Here is a 19,380-nt window from a genome sequence, read left to right on the forward strand (position 1 = left end):
CTACTCCTTTACCTGTCGCACGGTGTCGATCACGCTGCCGTCGCGGTAGCGGATCACCCCGACGATTTTGTCGGTAAATTCAATTGGTTTCGGTACGCCCGTCAGGGAAATCGCCCGCTCGTAAAGCGCGCTGATATCCACAACCTTGAGCCCGGCTTCCAGCAGGCGCTCGCGGATCTCCGGGCGCGCCGGGTTGACCGCAATGCCGTGGTCGGTGACCAGCACGTCGATGCTCTCACCCGGCGTGAGGCGCGTGGTGACGCGCTTCACTACCGTCGGAATACGGCTACGCAGCAGCGGCGCGACGACGATGGTCAGGTTTGCCGCGGCGGCCACGTCGCAGTGTCCGCCGGACGCGCCGCGCATCACGCCGTCGGAGCCGGTGATAACGTTGACGTTGAAATCAACGTCTATTTCCAGCGCGCTGAGGATCACCACGTCGAGCTGGTCGCAGCTTGCCGCCTTGCTGCCGGGGTTGGCGTAGACGTTGGTGGAGATCTCCACGTGGTTCGGGTTGCGCGCCAGCGAGGCCGCCGCCTGGCCGTCAAAGCACTGGGTATCGAGCAGCTTTTCGATGAGCCCCTTCTCGTGCAGATCCACCAGGCTGCCGGTGATGCCGCCAAGCGCAAAGCGCGCCTTCACGCCGCTGCGCTCCATCTTCTCTTCCATAAAGCGCGTGCAGGCGGTCGCCGCCGCGCCGGAGCCCGTCTGCATCGAGAAGCCCGGTTTGAAGTAACCGGAGTGTTCAATGACGTCCGCCGCATAGCGGGCGATCATCAGCTCGCGCGGGTTGCTGGTGACGCGCGCCGCGCCGACGCTGATTTTCGCCGGGTCGCCCACGCTTTCAACCTGCACGATGTAGTCCACCTGGTCCTGAACCAGGCTGGCGGGCATATTCGGAAACGGCACCAGTTCTTCAGTCAGCAGCACTACCTTACGGGCAAAGTGCGCGTCCACCATCGCGTAGCCCAGGGACCCGCAGCACGATTTACCGTGCGTGCCGTTGGCGTTGCCAAACTCATCGCTGCACGGCACGCCGAGAAACGCTACGTCGATATTCAGCTCGCCGTCCTGCAGCAGCTTCACGCGCCCGCCGTGGGAATGAATTTGCACCGGCTCGTCCATCAGCCCGTGGGAGATGGCGTCCGCCAGCCTGCCGCGCATGCCCGAGGTGTAAATCCGGGTGATGACGCCGCTTTCAATATGCTCGATCAGCGCGTCGTTACAGGTCATCAGCGAGCTGGAGGCCAGCGTCAGGTTTTTGAAGCCCATTCGCGCCAGCAGCGCCACGACGGTGTTGATCACCCGGTCGCCTTCGCGAAACGCGTGGTGGAAGGAGATGGTCATCCCGTCCTGGAGGCCGCAACGCTTAACCGCCTCTTCAACAGAGGCGCAGAGCTTGCGGCTGTGCTTCGCCTCGCTGTCCGACAGCCACGGCGTGGCGCTGTGGGCGGTATCAAAGGGTTTTAAGTCCCTCAGAGGGGGAAAGTTCACGTGAAGAAGTTCTGTCTGATTCATTATTTTTATCCTTACCGACGCACGCCGGAGGCCGCTGCGCGCTCCAGCACCACCTGCGCGTGGTTAATAATCGGTGCATCCACCATTTTGCCGTTGAGCGACACCACGCCCAGGCCGTTACGCTCACCCTCTTCTGCCGCCTCAATCACCCTTTTGGCGTGATCCACCTCTTCCTGAGTCGGGGCGTAGGCGTTGTGCAGCAGATCAATCTGGCGCGGGTTAATCAGCGATTTGCCGTTAAAGCCCATCTTGCGGATCAGATCGACCTCGCGCAGGAACCCTGCCTCGTCGTTAACGTCTGACCACACCACGTCGAAGGCGTCGATGCCCGCCGCGCGGGCGGCGTGCAGCACGGCGCAGCGGGCGTAGAACAGCTCGGTGCCGTCGCCGCGCTCGGTCTGCATGTCCATCACGTAGTCAAAGGCGGCCAACGCAATCCCGATGAGGCGCACAGAGCTGCGGGCAATCGCCACGGCGTTGATGACGCCAATGGCCGATTCAATCGCCGCCATCACGCGGGTGGAGCCAACCTCGCGGCCGCACTCCTGCTCGATACGCTCGAGATGGCTTTCCAGCTCGTAGATATCGTCCGGCGTGTCGGTTTTCGGCAGGCGGATCACGTCCACGCCGGCCCGCACGGCGGCTTCCAGATCCAGCAGGCCAAACGGCGTGCTGAGCGGGTTAATGCGCACCACGGTTTCGATATCCTGATACATCGGGTGCTGCAGGGCGTGGAACACCAGCATGCGCGCGGTATCCTTCTCGCGCAGGGCGACGGCGTCCTCAAGATCAAACATGATGGAGTCGGGACGGTAGATAAAGGCGGTTGAGAGCATGGCGGCGTTGGCGCCCGGCAGGAACAGCATACTGCGGCGGAGTTTGCTCATTTCAGCGCCCCCCAGTTGATGGCCTGTTCATCGGCGGCACGCATCAGCGCGCTTTGCAGGCGGGCGCGGATCACACAGTCCAGCGCCCCTTTGTCTTCAATAATGATTAATCCCTGGTGCACGTTCATGGCGCGCAACGTGTCGTTGACCACCTGGCGAATTTGCTCGCCAAACTGCTTAATCACTTCACTGTGGATGACTATCTCTAGCTCGCCGTGAGCGGGAGCGATTTTCACCATCAGGTCGCTGGACTCCTGCGTTCCGGCCAGCGCCTCCCTTACAATTTTCATGATAAATTCCTGGTAGTTAAGCGACTTCCGCACTCGCACGGTAATGCGTTTCGAGATGCGCGAAGGTGGAGTCCGGGACAATCTCCCGGATCCGGGAAAACTGCTGTGTCTTCAGTAAGCGGCGCACTTCGGACGCTGAAATAGCGTTGCCGGTGGCCTTGATGCGCGGCATTTCCACCACCTCGATATGCGAGGCCAGCAGGTCGTGCAGCGTCTGGTTGTACTGGCGGGTGATATCGCAGAACGGCTCCGAGCCGATGAAGCGGTGCGTGATGCCGAGCGCCGGGGCGATGAAGTCCCGGAAGATCAGCACGTCGATCTCGCTCCACGCCTGCTGCACTTTGCCGGTCTCCTTCAGGAAGTAGGCCGGGAAGGTGGCGCGGGAGATGATGTACTGCGAGCCTTCATGCACCAACACGTTCGGCAGATGCGCTACGCCCGCGCGCACCATCTCGAGGCGCGCGCTGAACGGGAAGAACGAGGCGTCTTCACGCACCACGAACAGGTGCAGGGCATCGCACCGCTGCGCCGCCTGCTCCACCAGATGGCGGTGGCCGAGGGTGAACGGATTGGCGTTCATCACTATCGCGCCAACGTTCTCCCCGCACTTGCGCTTCGCGCGCAGGGAACGGCAGTAGCGTTCGATCCCCTGCGGGGTGTTCTCCATCAGCACCGCGTTGTTTCCGCTCTGGGCAATCGGCCAGAAGCCGCTGCGGGCAAAGCGCTCCCGGTTGCACGGACGGGTGCAGAGGAAGAGGTGAAAATGGCCGCACTCCAGCGCCGCATTTTCCACCTCTGCCAGCAGCCGCGCGCTGAGGTTCTCGCCGCGAAGCTGCTCGTTGACCGCCACGCATTTGATGACGTTGGCAGCAAGCCCTGCGCAACCCACCAGCTGCGAGCCGGACCAGGCTTCGACAAACAGCGTGATGTCGTTGTCCAGGCCAAGGCCGCTGTCTGCCAGCAGGTAGCGGATCTGGCTTAAGCGTTCCGGGTGTTTCGCCACCAGCGTGTGGCGAAAATCGATGGGTTGACTGTTCATGCCGTCTTTCTTAATGTGCTGCCGCAAGCCCGACGGCTGGCGCTTCCACGATCACGTTGCTCAGATGACCGATATGCTCGATCTCCACCTCAATGCGATCCCCTTCCTTCATAAACAGCGGCGGATTGCGCTTTTTACCCACTCCGCCTGGGGATCCGGTGATGATCACGTCGCCCGGACTGAGGCGGGTAAAGGTGCTGATGTACTCGATCAGCTCCGCCACCTTGTGGATCATGCTGCTGGTGTTGTCTTCCTGCACCATGCGGCCGTTCAGCCAGGTGCGGATCGCAAGCTGGTGCGGATCAGGGATCTCGTCCGCCGTCGCCATCCACGGCCCAAACGCGCCGGTTTTGCGCCAGTTTTTACCGGCGGTAAACCAGGTGTGCTGCCAGTCGCGGGCGGAGCCGTCCATGTAGCAGCTGTAGCCCGCCACGTGGCGCAGGGCGTCATCGCGGCTGATGTTCTCCCCGCCTTTACCGATGATCACCGCCAACTCGCCTTCATAGTCGAATTCGCTGGAGTGGCGCGGCTTCAGCACCGGCTCGTTGTGGCCGGTCTGTGAATCCGGGAAGCGGACAAACAGCGTCGGGGCCGGGTTATGCTGGTCAAACTCCTTGCGCTTGTCGGCGTAGTTCATGCCCACGCAGAGGATCTTTTCCGGCTGCTCAATCACCGGTAAGAAGGTGATGGCGCTCATCGGCACGTCCACGGCATCGTTCAGGTAACGGGTGGCCTGCGCCAGCCCGTTGCCCTGCAGCAGCGCCTTGAGGTCGCTGTAGCGGTCGCCGAGACGGCGGCCTAAATCAATCACGCCGTCGGCCTGGACGATGCCGTAGCTGCGTTTTCCCTGGTATAAAAAGCTTGCGAGTTTCATTGTTCTTTCCTGAAAACTTAAACGAGGAAGTTGCCCAGAATCAGCAGTGAGACAGAGACGTTAATCGCCCCGCCGATACGGGTAGCAATCTGGGCGAACGGCATCAGGCTCATACGGTTGCCTGCGGTCAGGATCGCCACGTCGCCGGTACCGCCCTGGCCGCTCTGGCAGCAGGAGACGATGGCGACATCAATCGGGTGCATACCAATCTTTTTGCCGACGAAGAAGCCGGTTGCCACCAGTGCGGAAACGGTGCTGACAATCACCAGCAGGTTGCTGACGGTGAACGCCGCCACCAGTTCATGCCACGGGGTGATGGCCACGCCGACGGCGAAGAGGATTGGGTAGGTCACGGAGGTCTGGAAGAATTTGTACACCACCTGAGAGCCTTCCAGCAGGCGCGGAGAGGCGCCGTTGCAGAGCTTCACCAGGACCGCCATAAACAGCATGCCAACTGGTGCAGGCAGGCCAATCAGCTTGTGGCCGAGCATGCCCAGCATGTAGAGCAGCACCGCCAGCAGCGCGCCGGAGGCGATAGTGGTGACGTCCGCTTTGCCGGAAAATGCAGGCTGAGAGACGGTGGCATCGGCATTCGCGCGGTTAGGCATCAGCTGGCCTTCACCGGTCAGGTGCGGGAAGCGTTTACCGAGCTGGTTCAGGCAGCCGGAGATGATGATTGCCGTCAGACCGCCGAGCATTACCATCGGCAGCACGCGGCCGAGTGCCACGCCCTGGTCCATGTGCAGCAGGGTGGCATAGCCGATGGAAAGCGGGATTGCCCCTTCCCCGACGCCGCCCGCCATAATCGGCAGAATGATAAAGAAGAAGATCTGGAACGGCTCAAGACCCAGCGCCAGGCCGACGCCCATTCCCACCAGCATGCCGACAACTTCACCGCACAGCATCGGGAAGAAGATGCGCAGGAAACCCTGAATCAGCACCGTGCGGTTCATGCTCATGATGCTGCCGACGATAATGCAGCAGATGTAGAGATAGAGAATGTTGGTGGATTTGTAGAACTTGGTGGTGGACTCGACCACCACGTCCGGCAGCAGGCCATAGTAGACCAGCGCGGAAGGGATAAAGGTGGCGCAAATCGCCGCCGCGCCGAGCTTGCCGACAATCGGCAGGCGTTTGCCAAACTCGCCGCAGGCAAAGCCGAAGAAAGCCAGCGTTGCCACCATGACCACGATATCGCTCGGCAGTTTTCCGCCCAGGCAATCAATCGCAATCAGTGCGCCCGCCAGAACGAACAGCGGCAGAGGAATAATCCCAACTTTCCAGGTATCCATAATATGCCACCAGCGCTCTTTGAGCGAAGGCCGCTGAATTTCAATCGGGTCGTGGGTAACAGAGAAAGAATCGTCAGTTGTGCTCATAATAAGCCCCTTGGTTATTTTGTGCGTTCAGCTTAGAGTCACAAAGGCTTACTTTATGTGAGGAATGGCATATTAAAAGCGAAGTTTTAATGGCAGCTATGGTTTTAATGGTTTCTTTTATTTAATGTGATTTATACCTTATTTATTGCCGTGGTTTTTATGGTTTCTTTTCCGAATTGAACAAACAAATAACATTTATTCGGGAAGCCCGAAGCACGTTCGCCTTCAGGATAACTCTTTTACAGCGCCCGCTGTGCAAGGGATCACAAGTTTTCGGCAAAGCGGGCGTCAGCGCGAAAAAAGATGATATATTGGCGATCTTTGCTGCTACCTCGCGTGATAGTTATGAAAGTTTCTTTCCAGATTAAGCTGTTTATTTCGCTGGTTGCCTTTTTCTCGGTGCTTTTCGCGCTGCTGGGCGGATATTATTATGCCGACGTCGGGAAACAGCTTTATCAGGAAATGAGTACGCGTGCCAAAATACAGGCTGAAGAGATTGCGCTTATTCCGACATTGCGTAATGAAGTTGAACAAAAGAATATCAGCGCCATCCATGATTTTATGCAGAAGATTTCTGCGCACAGTGACGCCAGCTTTATTGTGATTGGTGATAATAAGGGGCAGCATCTTTTTCACTCCGTCTTTGCCGACAGAGTGGGCACAACCCTGGTTGGCGGAGACAATGAAGCCGTATTGCAGGGTAAAAGCACCACCACCATTCGCAAAGGCGGGCTGGGCATTTCGCTGCGCAGTAAAGCCCCCATCTTCAACGCCGCCGGACAGGTGGTCGGCATTGTTTCAGTAGGCTATCTGACCAGCTACCTTGATACCATTACCGTCAGCAAAGTGGTCAATATCCTGATTGCCGCCGTGCTGCTGCTGATCGCTCTCTTTATCTTCTCCTGGTTCTTTACCCGCAGCATCAAGAAGCAGATCTTCTCCCTTGAGCCGCGCGAGATCGGCCTGCTGGTGCGCCAGCAGAAGGCGATGATGGAGTCTATTTATGAAGGCGTGATTGCCATTGACGATCGGCGGCGGATTGAAGTCATCAACCAGGCGGCGCGCAAGCTGCTGGGCCTGAGCCAGCCGGCCCGCGAGCTGCGCGGACAGCTGATAAGCCAGGTGATCGATCCGGTCCCGTTCTTCGACACGCAGACGATGCTGGCGAAAGATACCCATGACGAGATTTGCCGTTTTAACGATCTCACGGTGATTGCCAGCCGGGTGCACATCATGCTTGAGGGGTCGCTGCAGGGCTGGGTGATCACCTTCCGCGATCGCAACGAGATCGACTCGCTGAGCGCCCAGCTCAGTCAGGTAAAACGCTATGTCGATAACCTGCGCATCATGCGCCACGAGCAGTTAAACAGGATGACCACCCTCTCCGGCCTGCTGCATATGGGCCGCTATGAGGAAGCCATTGGCTACATTCAGGCGCAGTCGGAACATGCCCAGGAGCTGCTGGACTTTATCTCTTCGCGCTTCAGTTCCCCGACCCTGTGCGGCCTGCTGCTGGGGAAAGCCGCCCGCGCGCGGGAGAAAGGCGTCGAGCTGTGTTTCGACCCGGGCTGTCGGCTGGACAGACCCTTCCTGCCCCTTGGTGAGCAAGAGCTGATTTCGATTATTGGCAACCTGCTGGATAACGCCATCGAAGCGACACAGCGGTCGCCGCTTCCCCACGCGCCGGTAGAAGTGCTGATAAAGCTCAGCGAAAAGGAGCTGATTATTGAAGTCGCCGACCAGGGCGTTGGCATTACACCGGAGATGCGTGACCGGATCTTTGAACGCGGCATCACCACCAAAACGCGCGGCGATCATGGGATTGGCCTGTATCTGATCGAAAGCTACGTCACACAGGCTGGCGGCGCGATAGAAGTTGCCGATAATACCCCGCGCGGCGCCATTTTCTCCTTGTTTATCCCGGCCACGGGAATCGCCCGGCAACTGGAAGACACCGACTATGCAACATGAACTTATCGACGTACTGATTGTTGAAGACGAGAACGAACTGGCGCAACTGCACGCGGAGCTGATAGGCAAACACCCGCGTCTGAGGCTGGTGGGCATTGCCTCGTCGCTGGCTGCGGCCCAGGCAGAGCTTGAAAGCAAACAGCCGCAGCTGATGCTGCTGGATAACTACCTGCCGGACGGCAAAGGCATCTCGCTTATCAATAACCCCATGCTGGCCCGCGCCAACTGCTCGGTGATTTTTATTACTGCCGCCAGCGATATGGACACCTGCAGCCAGGCGATTCGCAACGGCGCGTTCGACTACATCCTTAAACCCGTCTCCTGGAAGCGGCTCAGCCAGTCGCTGGAGAGGTTCGTGCAGTTTGCGGAACAGCAGCGCGTGTGGAAGATTGTCGACCAGCAGAACGTGGATTCGCTGTATCAGCTCCAGGCGAAAAACTACCGCCTGGACAACGGCAGTAAAGGCATTGAGGAAAATACGCTGGCGCGTGTGCAGACGCTGTTCAACGACAAGGCAACGCACTGCTTTACCGTGGATGAGGTGGTGAGCGAAACGGGATTAAGCAAAACCACCACCCGGCGCTATCTGGAGCACTGCGTGGAGGCGGGTTTTCTGACGGTGGAGATGCTGTACGGCAAGATTGGGCATCCGAGGAGGATGTACAAGCGTAGTGCGGTTTGATGAAACGTTCCCCCTCACCCCGGCCCTCTCCCCAAAGGGGCGAGGGTGAAAAGACGGCCCCGTACAATCCCCTCTCCCCTTTTGGGAGAGGGTTAGGGTGAGGGGGGGCTACCTTAATACATAACCATACAGCCGCTTAATCCCGTCGGCATCCTTCTCGCTGTAAACCCCCTGCAGCTCCGGCGAGAAGCCCGGCAGCAGGTTGATGCCCTCCTCCAGCGCGAGGAAGTAACGCTGTACCGCCCCGCCCCAGACCTCACCCGGCACCACGCACAGCACGCCCGGCGGATAGGGCAGCGCCCCTTCGGCAGCAATGCGCCCTGCGGCATCACGTATGCGAACCAGCTCCACGTCACCGCGAATATAGGCCCGGTTCGCATCCTGCGGGTTCATCACTACCTCAGGCAGGCTCTCCTTGCGGAACATATCCTTCTGCAGATCCTTCACGTCAAAGCTGACGTAGAGATCGTGCATCTCCTGGCACAGCTGGCGAAGGGTGTAATCCCGGTAGCGCACCGGGTATTTCTGGAAGATCGTCGGCAGCACGTCCGCTAGCGGCGTATCGTCTTCAATATGCTGTTCGAACTGGCCCAGCATCGCCACCAGCTGCGCCAGCTTCTCGCTGCTTTCGGCAGGCGTCAGCAGGAACAGGATCGAATTGAGGTCGCATTTCTCCGGTACGATGCCGTTTTCGCGTAGGTAGTGCGCCAGAATCGTCGCCGGGATCCCGAAATCCGTGTACTCCCCGGTTTCAGCATCGATACCCGGCGTGGTCAGCAGGAGCTTGCACGGGTCGACAAAGTACTGCTCGCGGGCATAGCCCTCAAAGCCGTGCCATTTGGCCCCCGGCTCAAAGCTGAAGAAGCGCAGCTCGCTGGCGATGGCGTGCGTCGGATGATCCTGCCACGGCCGCCCCGCCACCACCGGCGGGATAAACGGTTTGATCATATGGCAATTCGCAATGATCGCCTTGCGCGCTTCAATCCCCAGCTCGACGCACTCCGCCCACAGCCTGCGTCCACTTTCACCTTCGTGGATCTTGGCATTCACATCCAGCGCTGCGAACAGCGGATAAAACGGGCTGGTGGAGGCATGCAGCATAAACGCGTTGTTCAGCCGCTTGTGCGGGCAGAAACGCGCCTGACCGCGAATGTGGTTATCCTTTTTATGGATCTGCGACGTTTGCGAGAACCCGGCCTGCTGTTTATGCACCGACTGGGTCACGAAAATTCCCGGATCGTTCTCGTTCAATTCCAGCAAGAGCGGGGACGTTTCCGCCATCATCGGAATAAACTGCTCGTAACCCACCCATGCGGAGTCAAAGAGGATATAGTCGCAGAGATGACCGATCTTGTCGATCACCTGGCGGGCGTTGTAGATCGTCCCGTCGTAGGTGCCAAGCTGAATGATCGCCAGGCGGAACGGGCGCGCCTCGTCGGCCTTCTCCGGCGCCGCCTCGCGGATAAGATCCCGCAGATAGGCATCGTCAAAGCAGTGGTCGTCAATCCCGCCAATAAAGCCAAACGGGTTACGCGCGGCCTCAAGATAAACCGGCGTGGCGCCCGCCTGGATCAGCGCTCCGTGGTGGTTAGATTTGTGGTTATTGCGGTCGAACAGCACCAGGTCGCCGCGGGTCAGCAGCGCGTTGGTTACCACCTTATTGGCCGCTGAGGTGCCGTTCAGCACGAAGTAGGTTTTGTCCGCGTTGAACACTTTCGCCGCGAACTTTTGCGCGTGCTTGGCGGACCCTTCGTGGATCAGCAGATCGCCCAGCTTCACGTCGGCATTGCACATATCGGCGCGAAACACGTTTTCACCGAAGAAATCATAGAACTGTCGCCCTGCCGGATGCTTTTTGAAAAAGGCCCCGTGCTGGTGGCCCGGACAGGCGAAAGTGCTGTTGCCCATCTCCACATACTGGCTCAGGGTGTCGAAAAAAGGCGGCAGCAGATTCTCTTCGTAACGGCTGGCAGCGCTCTCCAGTTCCAGAAACTCCTGAGCTTTACCCGAGATGACCGCGGTGGCGCCGTCGGGTACGTCCGTTGGCTCCTGCGAGAAAATAAACACCGGTAAATGAAAGCCCGTGCGTTTCAGCAGAGCAAGAATGCCGCTGCGACTTTCAGCTGTTGTGATGACGACGGCCGCCACATCGGTAAAATCAGTGCTGTCCAGCGTCACCTTTTCGCGGTGCGTAGACACAGTGGAGAGCAGCTCGCGGCTGACGGCAATTTTCATGGTTTTCATAGGCGCAGTTACCCTCACCGGGCGGTGAGACAGGGAGGAGAAAATTCGCGCAATAATGTCACCTTTTATTTTGAGGTGCAAGAAGGAATCAGTATGCACGAAATCAACCAAAGCTAAGGCCCGCGCAGCCCTGCCGTGCCATAATAATGCAATATCAATGATTAAATAACAGGAGTTAACTTTGGTTATCGGGCCATTTATTAACGCAGGCGCCGTATTGCTGGGCGGCGTACTCGGCGCCGTTCTGAGCCAGCGGTTGCCGGAGCGTATTCGCACCTCCATGCCCTCGATATTCGGCCTGGCATCGTTAGGGATCGGTATTCTTTTAGTGATCAAATGCGCCAACCTGCCGGTGATGGTGCTGGCCACCCTGCTCGGCGCGCTGATTGGCGAGTTCTGCTATCTGGAAAAAGGCATTAACAGCGCGGTGAGTAAAGCCAAAAACCTGATTGCCCGACCGGGCGGCAAGGCGAAACACGGTACGCACGAGTCGTTTATTCAAAACTATGTCGCCATCATCATTCTGTTTTGCGCCAGCGGCACCGGGATTTTCGGTTCGATGCAGGAGGGGATGACGGGCGACCCAAGCATTTTGATTGCGAAGGCATTTCTTGATTTCTTTACGGCCACTATTTTTGCCACCACGCTCGGCGTTGCCGTTGCCGCGATTTCCGTGCCGATGCTGCTTATTCAGCTGGCACTCGCGAACTGCGCCACGTTGATTCTCCCGCTCACCACGCCGGCAATGATGGCAGACTTTACCGCCGTCGGCGGCCTGCTGCTGTTGGCGACCGGGCTGCGCATCTGTGGGATTAAGATGTTTGCCGTGGTGAACATGCTGCCCGCACTGCTGCTCGCCATGCCGCTATCCGCGCTCTGGACGCACTTTTTCGCTTAAGGATGCGGCAAAATGGTGAGAGATTGCGCAGTCTGTAACGAAAACAACATTTTTCGTTGACGCCACGGGGCAGATCGGGTTTAATGCGCCCCGTTGCCCGGATAGCTCAGTCGGTAGAGCAGGGGATTGAAAATCCCCGTGTCCTTGGTTCGATTCCGAGTCCGGGCACCACTATTTAAAGAACCCGCCCTCGTGGCGGGTTTTTGCTTTTGGTTTCTCCCCACCCCAGGGATCGTTCCCACCTGCGTCCAGCAGTTTGTTTTTAAAGATAAACAAACACGCCTCGTTGAAGTTCTCCGCCCCCAGGCGTTCCGAGAGAGCCGTTCGTTTACGATAGAGGCTTTTCACCGACGTATTCAGCTCATCGGCAATGGCTTCCATCGGCATCCCTGCCCTCAGCAGCCGCAGCATGATCGCTTCGTGCGTGCTAAGCCGTAAGTTAAGCAGCCACTTCGTGGTCAGGCGCCTGCCCTTCATATTGAGCACCAGGTTAAATAACGACGCCATATCCGGCGCGGTCAGCGACGTGTTCATAAATAACTTCATACTGAGCAGATTCTCCTCGCGGTGTCGCATATCGAGCATAACGCAGCAGATTGTTTTTTTCGTTCTGGCCGGATGGCGTATCAGGTAATCATATAAACGGAGCGGAGAACGACTATCAATCAATACAGAATATTCATCTGCACCGTTATCAAATATGTTTCTGTCAATCGAGTCGAGCAGGATAATATCCGGGAAAAATATCCGCATCCCTCTGACAAGGTAGCGATCCTGAGTCACTAAAATAATTGAAGTTGCCACTAACCATCCCTTTTAGATTAAAGCAAGCACGATCCCTCGCAAAGAAGGCCGCCTTCGTTTTATAGCGCTGTTATATTAACGATAAATGTATTCTGGCTTTGGACATCCCTCAATACAGACATTGATGAGTAAGACTTCCTGTAGACTATCATTCAATGGCAGCCATTAATTATAAATAAAAAACAATCGCAGAAAAGTCACTTCTCTAAACATTAAGAGTTTTTGTCATGAAACTTCCCAAACATGCACCAGAAAGTACTTTAATTGAGGCAGATAAACCACATTAAAAATATATACAAAGCTGTCACAATATAAATAAAAAACCCATACATCAATAAGTTACAAATAATCAGTCATTTCAATAAAACCGCCAAAAACCACTCGATACAGAATTATCTCAAAACAACACCCCCCCATTTCAACATATTTATCCGGCAACATATCAGGTGTACATTAGCTTTCACCCAGTCCACTGAGATAAGGATCCATAATTACCTTTAGGTAAGTACCCCGTAACATCACTGCATTCAGATTTAATGTTCTCATTTATGGCCTTTAACCCTGATTTTAAAGGCGGCCGTGTTATGCAATGGATTCATGATAAACAAATGGCAAATAGATATGGAAAGATCGCTTCGCTTCAATACGTTATTCTTTTATCGCGCCCCAACATTATTGTTTCTGTTATTCCTCTTTCCTGTTCTGGCTCAGGCGACTGAATCCGTTTATGAGCAACAGATTCAACAGGCGCGTAACGGTAATTACACGCCGTTTCTCGATTATCTTCAGCGTTATCAGCAGCAGCATGCCCTGACGCCTAAACAAGTTGCGGACTGGTTACAGGTTGCGTCCTGGGCAGGTCATGATGACGAGGTTATTCAGGTCTGGCAGCGTTACGGTATTTATATGCCGCTGCCCGCCCGCGGCGTTGCTGCCGTCGCGCAATCCTGGCGGAATAAAAAAGCCTGGCAGCCAGCCCTGGCGCGCTGGAAAGAGGCGCGTAGCCTTGCGCCGGATAACGACGACTATCGTATCGGCTACATCAAAACTCTCGCCGATGCCCGCATGGACACGCTTGCCCTGCAGGAAGCCCAACGGCTGGTAGCGGAAAATCCTTCTCAGGCACATCTTGAGACGCTCTCGTATGTCTGGTTACGCCAGGGAAAAAGCTGGGATCGGCTTCTGGCAGACACGCGCGCGCTGAATATCGCGCCTGAGAATAAAGCGCTCCTCAGCGAGCTGATCGACGCGCTAACGGATAGCCGGGTGAACACCCCCGCGCTGCAGCTTTCACAAAGCGTCACGCTGTCCCCCGCGGAGCGTCGCCGTCTTGAGCGTAATGCCGCCGCCGAACGGGTTCGCCTCGCCGATGTGCCCGGCAGAACAGAAAAGGAGCGCCTGCAGCTTGCGCAATCCACGCTGAATCGTTACGACGCTCTGCTTTCCCGCTGGCAAAACGATCCGCAGGCGGCGGAAGACGTCGTCCTGGCGCGTATCGACAGGCTTGGCGCGCTTTACGCCCATGCTGATTACCCACGGGTGATTAGCGAATATCAGGCTCTTACGGCAGCCCAGCATCCGGTGCCGGGCTGGGCCATCGGCTGGGTGATTTCCGCGTATCTGCAGGAGCAAAACGCTGCCGCCGCCTTCGCGCTTCTGCAACGCTATCCGCAATATGCTTCCGATCCGCAGGACGAGGAGCACGCGCTTTTCTACGCCTGGCTGGATACGGGAGATTATCAATCCGCCCGCCGATATGCTGAGCGCCAGACCCGCAGCGTCCCGTGGACCCGCTACGATTTCGGCTCCCCTACCCCTCAGCCGAACGATCGATGGCTTACCGGACAGTCGCTCCGCTTTAACTATTTGCTGGCGACGAATGCCCTGCCGGAAGCCGAAACGCTGGCGCACCGTCTGGCGACAACGGCGCCGGGCAATCAAGGATTACAGATTGACTACGCCACCCTGCTTCAGGCGCGGGGCCTGCCGCGTGCGGCCGAGCAAAAGCTGAAAAAGGCGGAGGCGCTGGAGCCGTCCAACACAGAGCTAGAGCAACAGCAGGCTTACGTCGCGATGGATCTACAGGAGTGGCGAGAGATGGATTTACTGGCCGACGACGTGCTTGCCCGCGCGCCTGCCGACCGCAGCGCCAGGCGTCTCGACAGGCTCAGAACGGTCCACCATATGTCAGAGCTGCGCCTCAACGCGAGCAAGGGCTTGCACTCCGATAGCCCCGTCAGCGGGACGCACGACCTGAGCTGGGACGCCACGCTCTATGGCCCACCCGTAGCGGACAGCTGGCGGCTGTTTGCGGGTACCCGCTACGCGCAAAGTAATTTCGATGAAGGCAAAGGCACCAGCCGTCACCTTTTGGGCGGCGTCGAGTGGCGGCCACGCGACCTCCAGCTCGAAGCCGAGCTTTCCAGCAACCGCTATCACGGCGAAAACAAGCCGGGCGCTCGCCTCGCAACAACGTACTTTGTGAACGATAGCTGGCAGGTCAGCGGCAGCCTGGAACGCCTGTCGCGCACCACGCCCCTTCGGGCGTTACGCAACGGCATTAGCGCCAACCGGGGTGAAGGTGGGGTGCGCTGGTATCAAAACGAGCGGCGTGAGTACCAGTTCAGCGCCGCCCTCAGCCGCTTCTCCGACCATAACCGTCGCCAGGAATATACCCTCACGGGCAAGGAGCGTCTCTGGCAGACCCCTTCCCTGACGCTGGATCTCGAGCCGGGGATCGCCACCAGCAAAAACAGCCTGCGCGACACGCTCTACTACAACCCGGCGCGGGATCTGTCCGTGACGGCGGCCCTGGCCGTTGACCATGAGATGGTCCGCCATTACGACACCCTCTGGAGCCAGCAGTTCGTGGCGGGAGGCGGCAGCTACTGGCAGAAAAATCAGTCCGCTGGCGCCATCGCCCTGCTGGGTTACGGACAGCGCGTTCAGTGGAACAACGTCATTGATACCGGCGTGATGCTGAACTGGGATAAACGCCCTTACGACGGCAAACGCGAGAGCAACCTCTCCATCACGTTTGACGCGACTTTACGCTTTTAAGGATGAATATGCTGAACACACGTTTTTCCGTGAGCCTGATACTCCTCGGCTGGCTCTGCCTCAGCGCAAATGTCTGCGCGCAGGCGATCTCGTTCATTGCGCCTAAAGAGAGGCCGCAGCTGGAGGCGAGTAAACCCTGGCCGAAGAACCAGTTTCTGGTCCTGGCCTACCACGACGTCGAAGACGATGCCGCCGATCAGCGCTATCTCTCCGTTCGCACCAGCGCGTTAAACGAGCAGATAAGCTGGCTGCTGCACAACGGCTACCACGCCATCAGCGTGCAGGACATTCTCGATGCCCATGACGGGAAAAAAACGCTGCCGCCAAAAGCCGTTCTGCTCAGCTTTGACGACGGCTACAGCAGCTTTTACACCCGCGTCTGGCCGCTGCTTCAGGCATGGAACGTTCCTGCGCTGTGGGCGCCGGTGGGCAGCTGGGTGGATACGCCGGAAAATCAAAAAGTTAACTTCGGCGGTCTGATGACGCCCCGGGATCGCTTCGCGACGTGGGACATGGTGCGCGAGCTCAGCCGGTCCCCGCTGATTGAGATCGGATCGCACACCTGGGCCTCGCATTACGGCATTCCGGCCAACCCGCAGGGCAGCCGCGAGCCGGCCATCGCCAACCGCTTTTATGACAAAGCCACGGGTCGCTATGAAACCGACCAGCAGTTCAACCAGCGGATCGGCGATGACGTTCGCAAAGTGACTGAAAAAATCACGCAGGTGACGGGCAAGGCGCCGCGCGCCTGGGTCTGGCCCTACGGCGCCGCCAGCGGTACGTCGCTCGCTATCGCCAGACAGCAGGGTTACCGGCTGGCCTTCACCCTTGAGGACGGGCTGGGGAACGTGCAGGAGCTGGGCAACATCCCCCGTCTGCTTATTGCCGGGAATCCCTCGCTCAAGGCGTTTGCCAGCACGGTCAGCCAGGTTCAGGAGCGCGATCCCGTGCGCGTCATGCACGTCGATCTCGACTACGTTTACGATCCCGATCCGGCCCAGCAGACCCAAAATATCAACAGGCTGATCCAGCGGGTTTACGACATGAAGATCAGCCATGTTTTCCTGCAGGCGTTTGCCGACCCGCAGGGCGACGGCAAGATCACGGCGCTTTATTTCCCCAACCGTCGGCTGCCGGTTCGGGCCGATCTCTTTAATTTTGTCGCCTGGCAGCTGCAAACCCGCGCCGGGGTAAAAGTCTTCGCGTGGATGCCGGTGCTCTCGTTCGATCTCGATCCTTCCCTGCCGCGCGTGCAGCGCCGGGATCGTCAAACCGGCCAGCTGCGCGAAGCCACCGAGCCCTATATCCGGCTCTCCCCGTGGGACCCGCAGGTGCGCCAGCAGGTGACGGACATCTATGAAGACCTGGCCCGCTATGCCAGCTTCAACGGGATTTTGTTCCATGACGATGCGGCGCTGACGGACGTGGACGATGCCGGTCAGAACACCACGCGTCAGAAAAGCCAGACGCTCATCGGGTTTACCCACGCCCTGAGCCTGGCGGTGAAGCATATCCGCGGCCCGCAGATAAAAACCGCGCGCAATATGTTCGCCCTACCCATTCTGCAGCCCGAAAGCGAAGCGTGGTTCGCGCAGAATCTTGATGATTTTCTGGCGGAGTACGACTGGACGGTGCCGATGGCCATGCCGCTGATGGAGTCCGTTCCGGCAGACGAGAGCGATGCCTGGCTGACGCGTCTGGTTAACGCGGTCGCCGCACGCCCCGGCGCGCTTGATAAAACCATTTTCGAGCTGCAGGCCAGGGACTGGGACCAGAAACCGCAGCGCGCCGTTGCCGATAGCCAGCTTGCGCAGTGGATGCGCGTGCTCCAGCTGAACGGCGTCAAAAACTACGGTTACTACCCCGACGACTTCCTCAACAATCAACCTGATATCTCACGCATCAGGCCTGAATTTTCTTCGTACTGGTACCCTGACAATGACTGATCGCATTATCGCCTTCTCTATTTTATGTCTGGTATTCGGGTTGCCGTTAGGCGTGGCCGCCCTCTTTACCGGCGAACTGATTCTGGATTTCGTGTTCTTCTGGCCGCTGTTCATGTCGGTACTCTGGATAACCGGCGGCCTCTATTTCTGGTTTCAGCTTGAACGCCACTGGTCGTGGGATAAAGACACGCCCGCCCCGACGCTCGCCGGTGAGCCGCTCATCTCCATTCTTATCCCCTGCTTCAACGAGGGACGAAATGCCCGGGAGACCATCAGCGCCGCGCTGGATCAGCGGTATGAAAATATAGAAGTTATCGCCATTAACGACGGATCTTCTGACAACACCGCGCAAGTGCTGCAGGAGTTGGCGCAGGAACAGCCGCGCCTGCGGGTGATTAACCTCGCGGAAAATCAGGGGAAAGCGCTGGCGCTTAAGGCCGGAGCCGCGGCGGCGCGGGGCGATCTGCTGGTCTGCATTGACGGCGACGCCCTGCTCGACCGCGATACCGCCGCTTATCTGGTGGCACCGCTGATTCAGTACCCCCACGTCGGGGCGGTTACCGGCAATCCGCGCATTCGCACGCGCTCCACGCTGATTGGCCGCATTCAGGTGGGCGAGTTCTCATCCATTATTGGGCTCATCAAGCGAACGCAGCGGATCTATGGCCGGGTCTTTACCGTCTCCGGCGTCATCGCCGCGTTTCGCCGACAGGCGCTGGCGGACGTCGGGTACTGGAGTCCGGACATGATCACCGAAGACATCGACATCAGCTGGAAGCTTCAGCTGCGCCACTGGGATATCTTTTTTGAGCCGCGGGCGCTGTGCTGGATCCTGATGCCGGAGACGCTGAGGGGCCTGTGGAAACAGCGTCTGCGCTGGGCTCAGGGGGGCGCGGAGGTGTTTCTGGTCAACCTTCGCAGGATTGTGCGCTGGGAGCATCACCGCATGTGGCCGCTGTTTCTGGAGTACGCGCTGTCAACGCTGTGGGCCTTCGCGTACGCGATGACGGTGCTGCTGTTCCTCCTCAGCCAGGTTGCGCCTGTTCCCGCCAGGCTGACCGTGGAGAGCCTTTTTCCACCGGAGTTTACCGGGCTGCTGCTGGGCATGATGTGCCTGCTGCAGTTCCTGGTCAGCTTGTACATCGAGCGGCGCTATGAACGTAAAGTGGCCAGCTCGCTTTTCTGGGTGATCTGGTTCCCGATGGTGTACTGGATGATCGGCCTGTTCACCACCCTCGTCGCATTTCCAAAAGTCATGCTTAAACGCCAGCGCGCCCGCGCGCGCTGGATCAGTCCGGACCGGGGAAAAGGGAGCATTTAATGAACGAAAATACCTTAATTTTGACCGAGCATCGGCTCTTGCCGCGTCTTTTTGATGCCGCGCTGACGCTGGTGGCATGGGGAGGATTTCTGTTTTTCCTGTATGCCCGTCTGTGGATGCAGCTAACCGATGAGAGCGACCACCGCTGGAGCGTGATTATCGCGTCCTTTAATACGGTGTTGATCTACCTGCTGTTTGCCGCGCTCAACGGCTGGCTGCTGATTTTGTGGTATCAGTACAACCGCCGTCGCGCCAACGTGAGGCGGCGCCAGCCGGGCTATTTTCACCAGGAGGAGCTGGCCCGCAGCTTTAACGTCTCACCGCAGATCATCTCCGAGATGAGCCAGTACAACCTGCTGACGGTGTACCACGATCAGATTGGCCGCATCATCGATCTGAAGATCAACGAGCAGCAGGAAGAGGAAGAACAGTAGCGAAAAGCCCCCGCAGGAGACGCTGCGGGTTGA

The 19,380-nt window shown here is 58.1% G+C and carries 15 protein-coding genes and 1 tRNA gene; 8 read left to right on the forward strand and 8 right to left on the reverse strand.

Going from position 1 to position 19,380, the window contains the following annotated elements:
• From citF to IM317_RS01420, 6 genes are read right to left on the reverse strand one after another with little or no spacing between them, the layout of a single operon-like run.
• Positions 1-1,518 (reverse strand): citrate lyase subunit alpha, encoded by a 1,518-nt coding sequence (gene citF, locus IM317_RS01395; protein ID WP_033146618.1) that lies wholly within the window; start codon positions 1,516-1,518, stop codon positions 1-3.
• Positions 1,519-1,529: 11 nt separating this feature from the next.
• Positions 1,530-2,405, reverse strand: coding sequence for a citrate (pro-3S)-lyase subunit beta (gene citE / locus IM317_RS01400; RefSeq protein WP_033146619.1), 876 nt, complete (start codon positions 2,403-2,405; stop codon positions 1,530-1,532).
• Positions 2,402-2,695, reverse strand: coding sequence for a citrate lyase acyl carrier protein (gene citD, locus IM317_RS01405; protein ID WP_008499773.1), 294 nt, complete (start codon positions 2,693-2,695; stop codon positions 2,402-2,404). Before citD ends, citE begins: the two co-directional genes overlap by 4 nt.
• Before the next feature lie 16 nt (positions 2,696-2,711).
• Positions 2,712-3,734, reverse strand: coding sequence for a [citrate (pro-3S)-lyase] ligase (gene citC, locus IM317_RS01410; protein WP_033146620.1), 1,023 nt, complete (start codon positions 3,732-3,734; stop codon positions 2,712-2,714).
• A gap of 10 nt (positions 3,735-3,744) precedes the next feature.
• The gene (locus IM317_RS01415; RefSeq protein ID WP_021242089.1) at positions 3,745-4,608 is read right to left on the reverse strand and encodes a fumarylacetoacetate hydrolase family protein; all 864 of its coding nucleotides are present in this window, start codon (positions 4,606-4,608) and stop codon (positions 3,745-3,747) included.
• A 17-nt stretch (positions 4,609-4,625) separates the two neighbouring features.
• Positions 4,626-5,987, reverse strand: coding sequence for a 2-hydroxycarboxylate transporter family protein (locus tag IM317_RS01420; protein WP_033146621.1), 1,362 nt, complete (start codon positions 5,985-5,987; stop codon positions 4,626-4,628).
• Between the two features lie 345 nt (positions 5,988-6,332).
• Here IM317_RS01420 and IM317_RS01425 point away from each other — a divergent pair, with 345 nt between their 5' ends.
• Together IM317_RS01425 and IM317_RS01430 are read left to right on the forward strand one after the other, a co-directional pair.
• A complete protein-coding gene (locus IM317_RS01425; RefSeq protein WP_033146622.1) occupies positions 6,333-7,958 on the forward strand; it encodes a sensor histidine kinase in 1,626 nt (541 codons plus the stop codon).
• Positions 7,948-8,640, forward strand: a complete 693-nt coding sequence (locus IM317_RS01430; RefSeq protein ID WP_023309148.1) for a response regulator — start codon at positions 7,948-7,950, stop codon at positions 8,638-8,640. Before IM317_RS01425 ends, IM317_RS01430 begins: the two co-directional genes overlap by 11 nt.
• Before the next feature lie 108 nt (positions 8,641-8,748).
• Here the strand turns inward: IM317_RS01430 and IM317_RS01435 are convergent, their stop codons facing one another.
• Complete coding sequence (locus IM317_RS01435) at positions 8,749-10,884, reverse strand: ornithine decarboxylase (RefSeq protein WP_033146623.1); 2,136 nt, start codon at positions 10,882-10,884, stop codon at positions 8,749-8,751.
• Positions 10,885-11,065: 181 nt separating this feature from the next.
• Here IM317_RS01435 and IM317_RS01440 point away from each other — a divergent pair, with 181 nt between their 5' ends.
• Both IM317_RS01440 and IM317_RS01445 read left to right on the forward strand, forming a co-directional pair.
• Positions 11,066-11,782, forward strand: a complete 717-nt coding sequence (locus tag IM317_RS01440; protein WP_033146624.1) for a DUF554 domain-containing protein — start codon at positions 11,066-11,068, stop codon at positions 11,780-11,782.
• A gap of 95 nt (positions 11,783-11,877) precedes the next feature.
• Positions 11,878-11,953, forward strand: a tRNA-Phe gene (locus tag IM317_RS01445).
• Here the strand turns inward: IM317_RS01445 and IM317_RS01450 are convergent.
• Positions 11,954-12,535, reverse strand: coding sequence for a helix-turn-helix domain-containing protein (locus IM317_RS01450; protein WP_049015725.1), 582 nt, complete (start codon positions 12,533-12,535; stop codon positions 11,954-11,956).
• A 672-nt stretch (positions 12,536-13,207) separates the two neighbouring features.
• Here IM317_RS01450 and pgaA point away from each other — a divergent pair.
• Genes pgaA through pgaD form a run of 4 tightly spaced genes read left to right on the forward strand, consistent with a single transcriptional unit; the run spans position 13,208 to position 19,347 of the window.
• A complete protein-coding gene (pgaA, locus tag IM317_RS01455) occupies positions 13,208-15,646 on the forward strand; it encodes a poly-beta-1,6 N-acetyl-D-glucosamine export porin PgaA (RefSeq protein ID WP_033146631.1) in 2,439 nt (812 codons plus the stop codon).
• A gap of 8 nt (positions 15,647-15,654) precedes the next feature.
• Positions 15,655-17,592, forward strand: coding sequence for a poly-beta-1,6-N-acetyl-D-glucosamine N-deacetylase PgaB (pgaB, locus tag IM317_RS01460; protein WP_033146632.1), 1,938 nt, complete (start codon positions 15,655-15,657; stop codon positions 17,590-17,592).
• Positions 17,585-18,913 (forward strand): poly-beta-1,6-N-acetyl-D-glucosamine synthase, encoded by a 1,329-nt coding sequence (gene pgaC / locus IM317_RS01465; RefSeq protein ID WP_033146633.1) that lies wholly within the window; start codon positions 17,585-17,587, stop codon positions 18,911-18,913. The genes pgaB and pgaC overlap by 8 nt, the downstream gene beginning before the upstream one ends.
• Positions 18,913-19,347, forward strand: a complete 435-nt coding sequence (pgaD, locus tag IM317_RS01470; protein ID WP_033146634.1) for a poly-beta-1,6-N-acetyl-D-glucosamine biosynthesis protein PgaD — start codon at positions 18,913-18,915, stop codon at positions 19,345-19,347. The genes pgaC and pgaD overlap by 1 nt, the downstream gene beginning before the upstream one ends.
• Positions 19,348-19,380 lie beyond the last annotated feature (33 nt).

Source organism: Enterobacter cloacae complex sp. S3 (assembly GCF_014930495.1).
GTDB classification, from domain to species: domain Bacteria; phylum Pseudomonadota; class Gammaproteobacteria; order Enterobacterales; family Enterobacteriaceae; genus Enterobacter; species Enterobacter asburiae_B.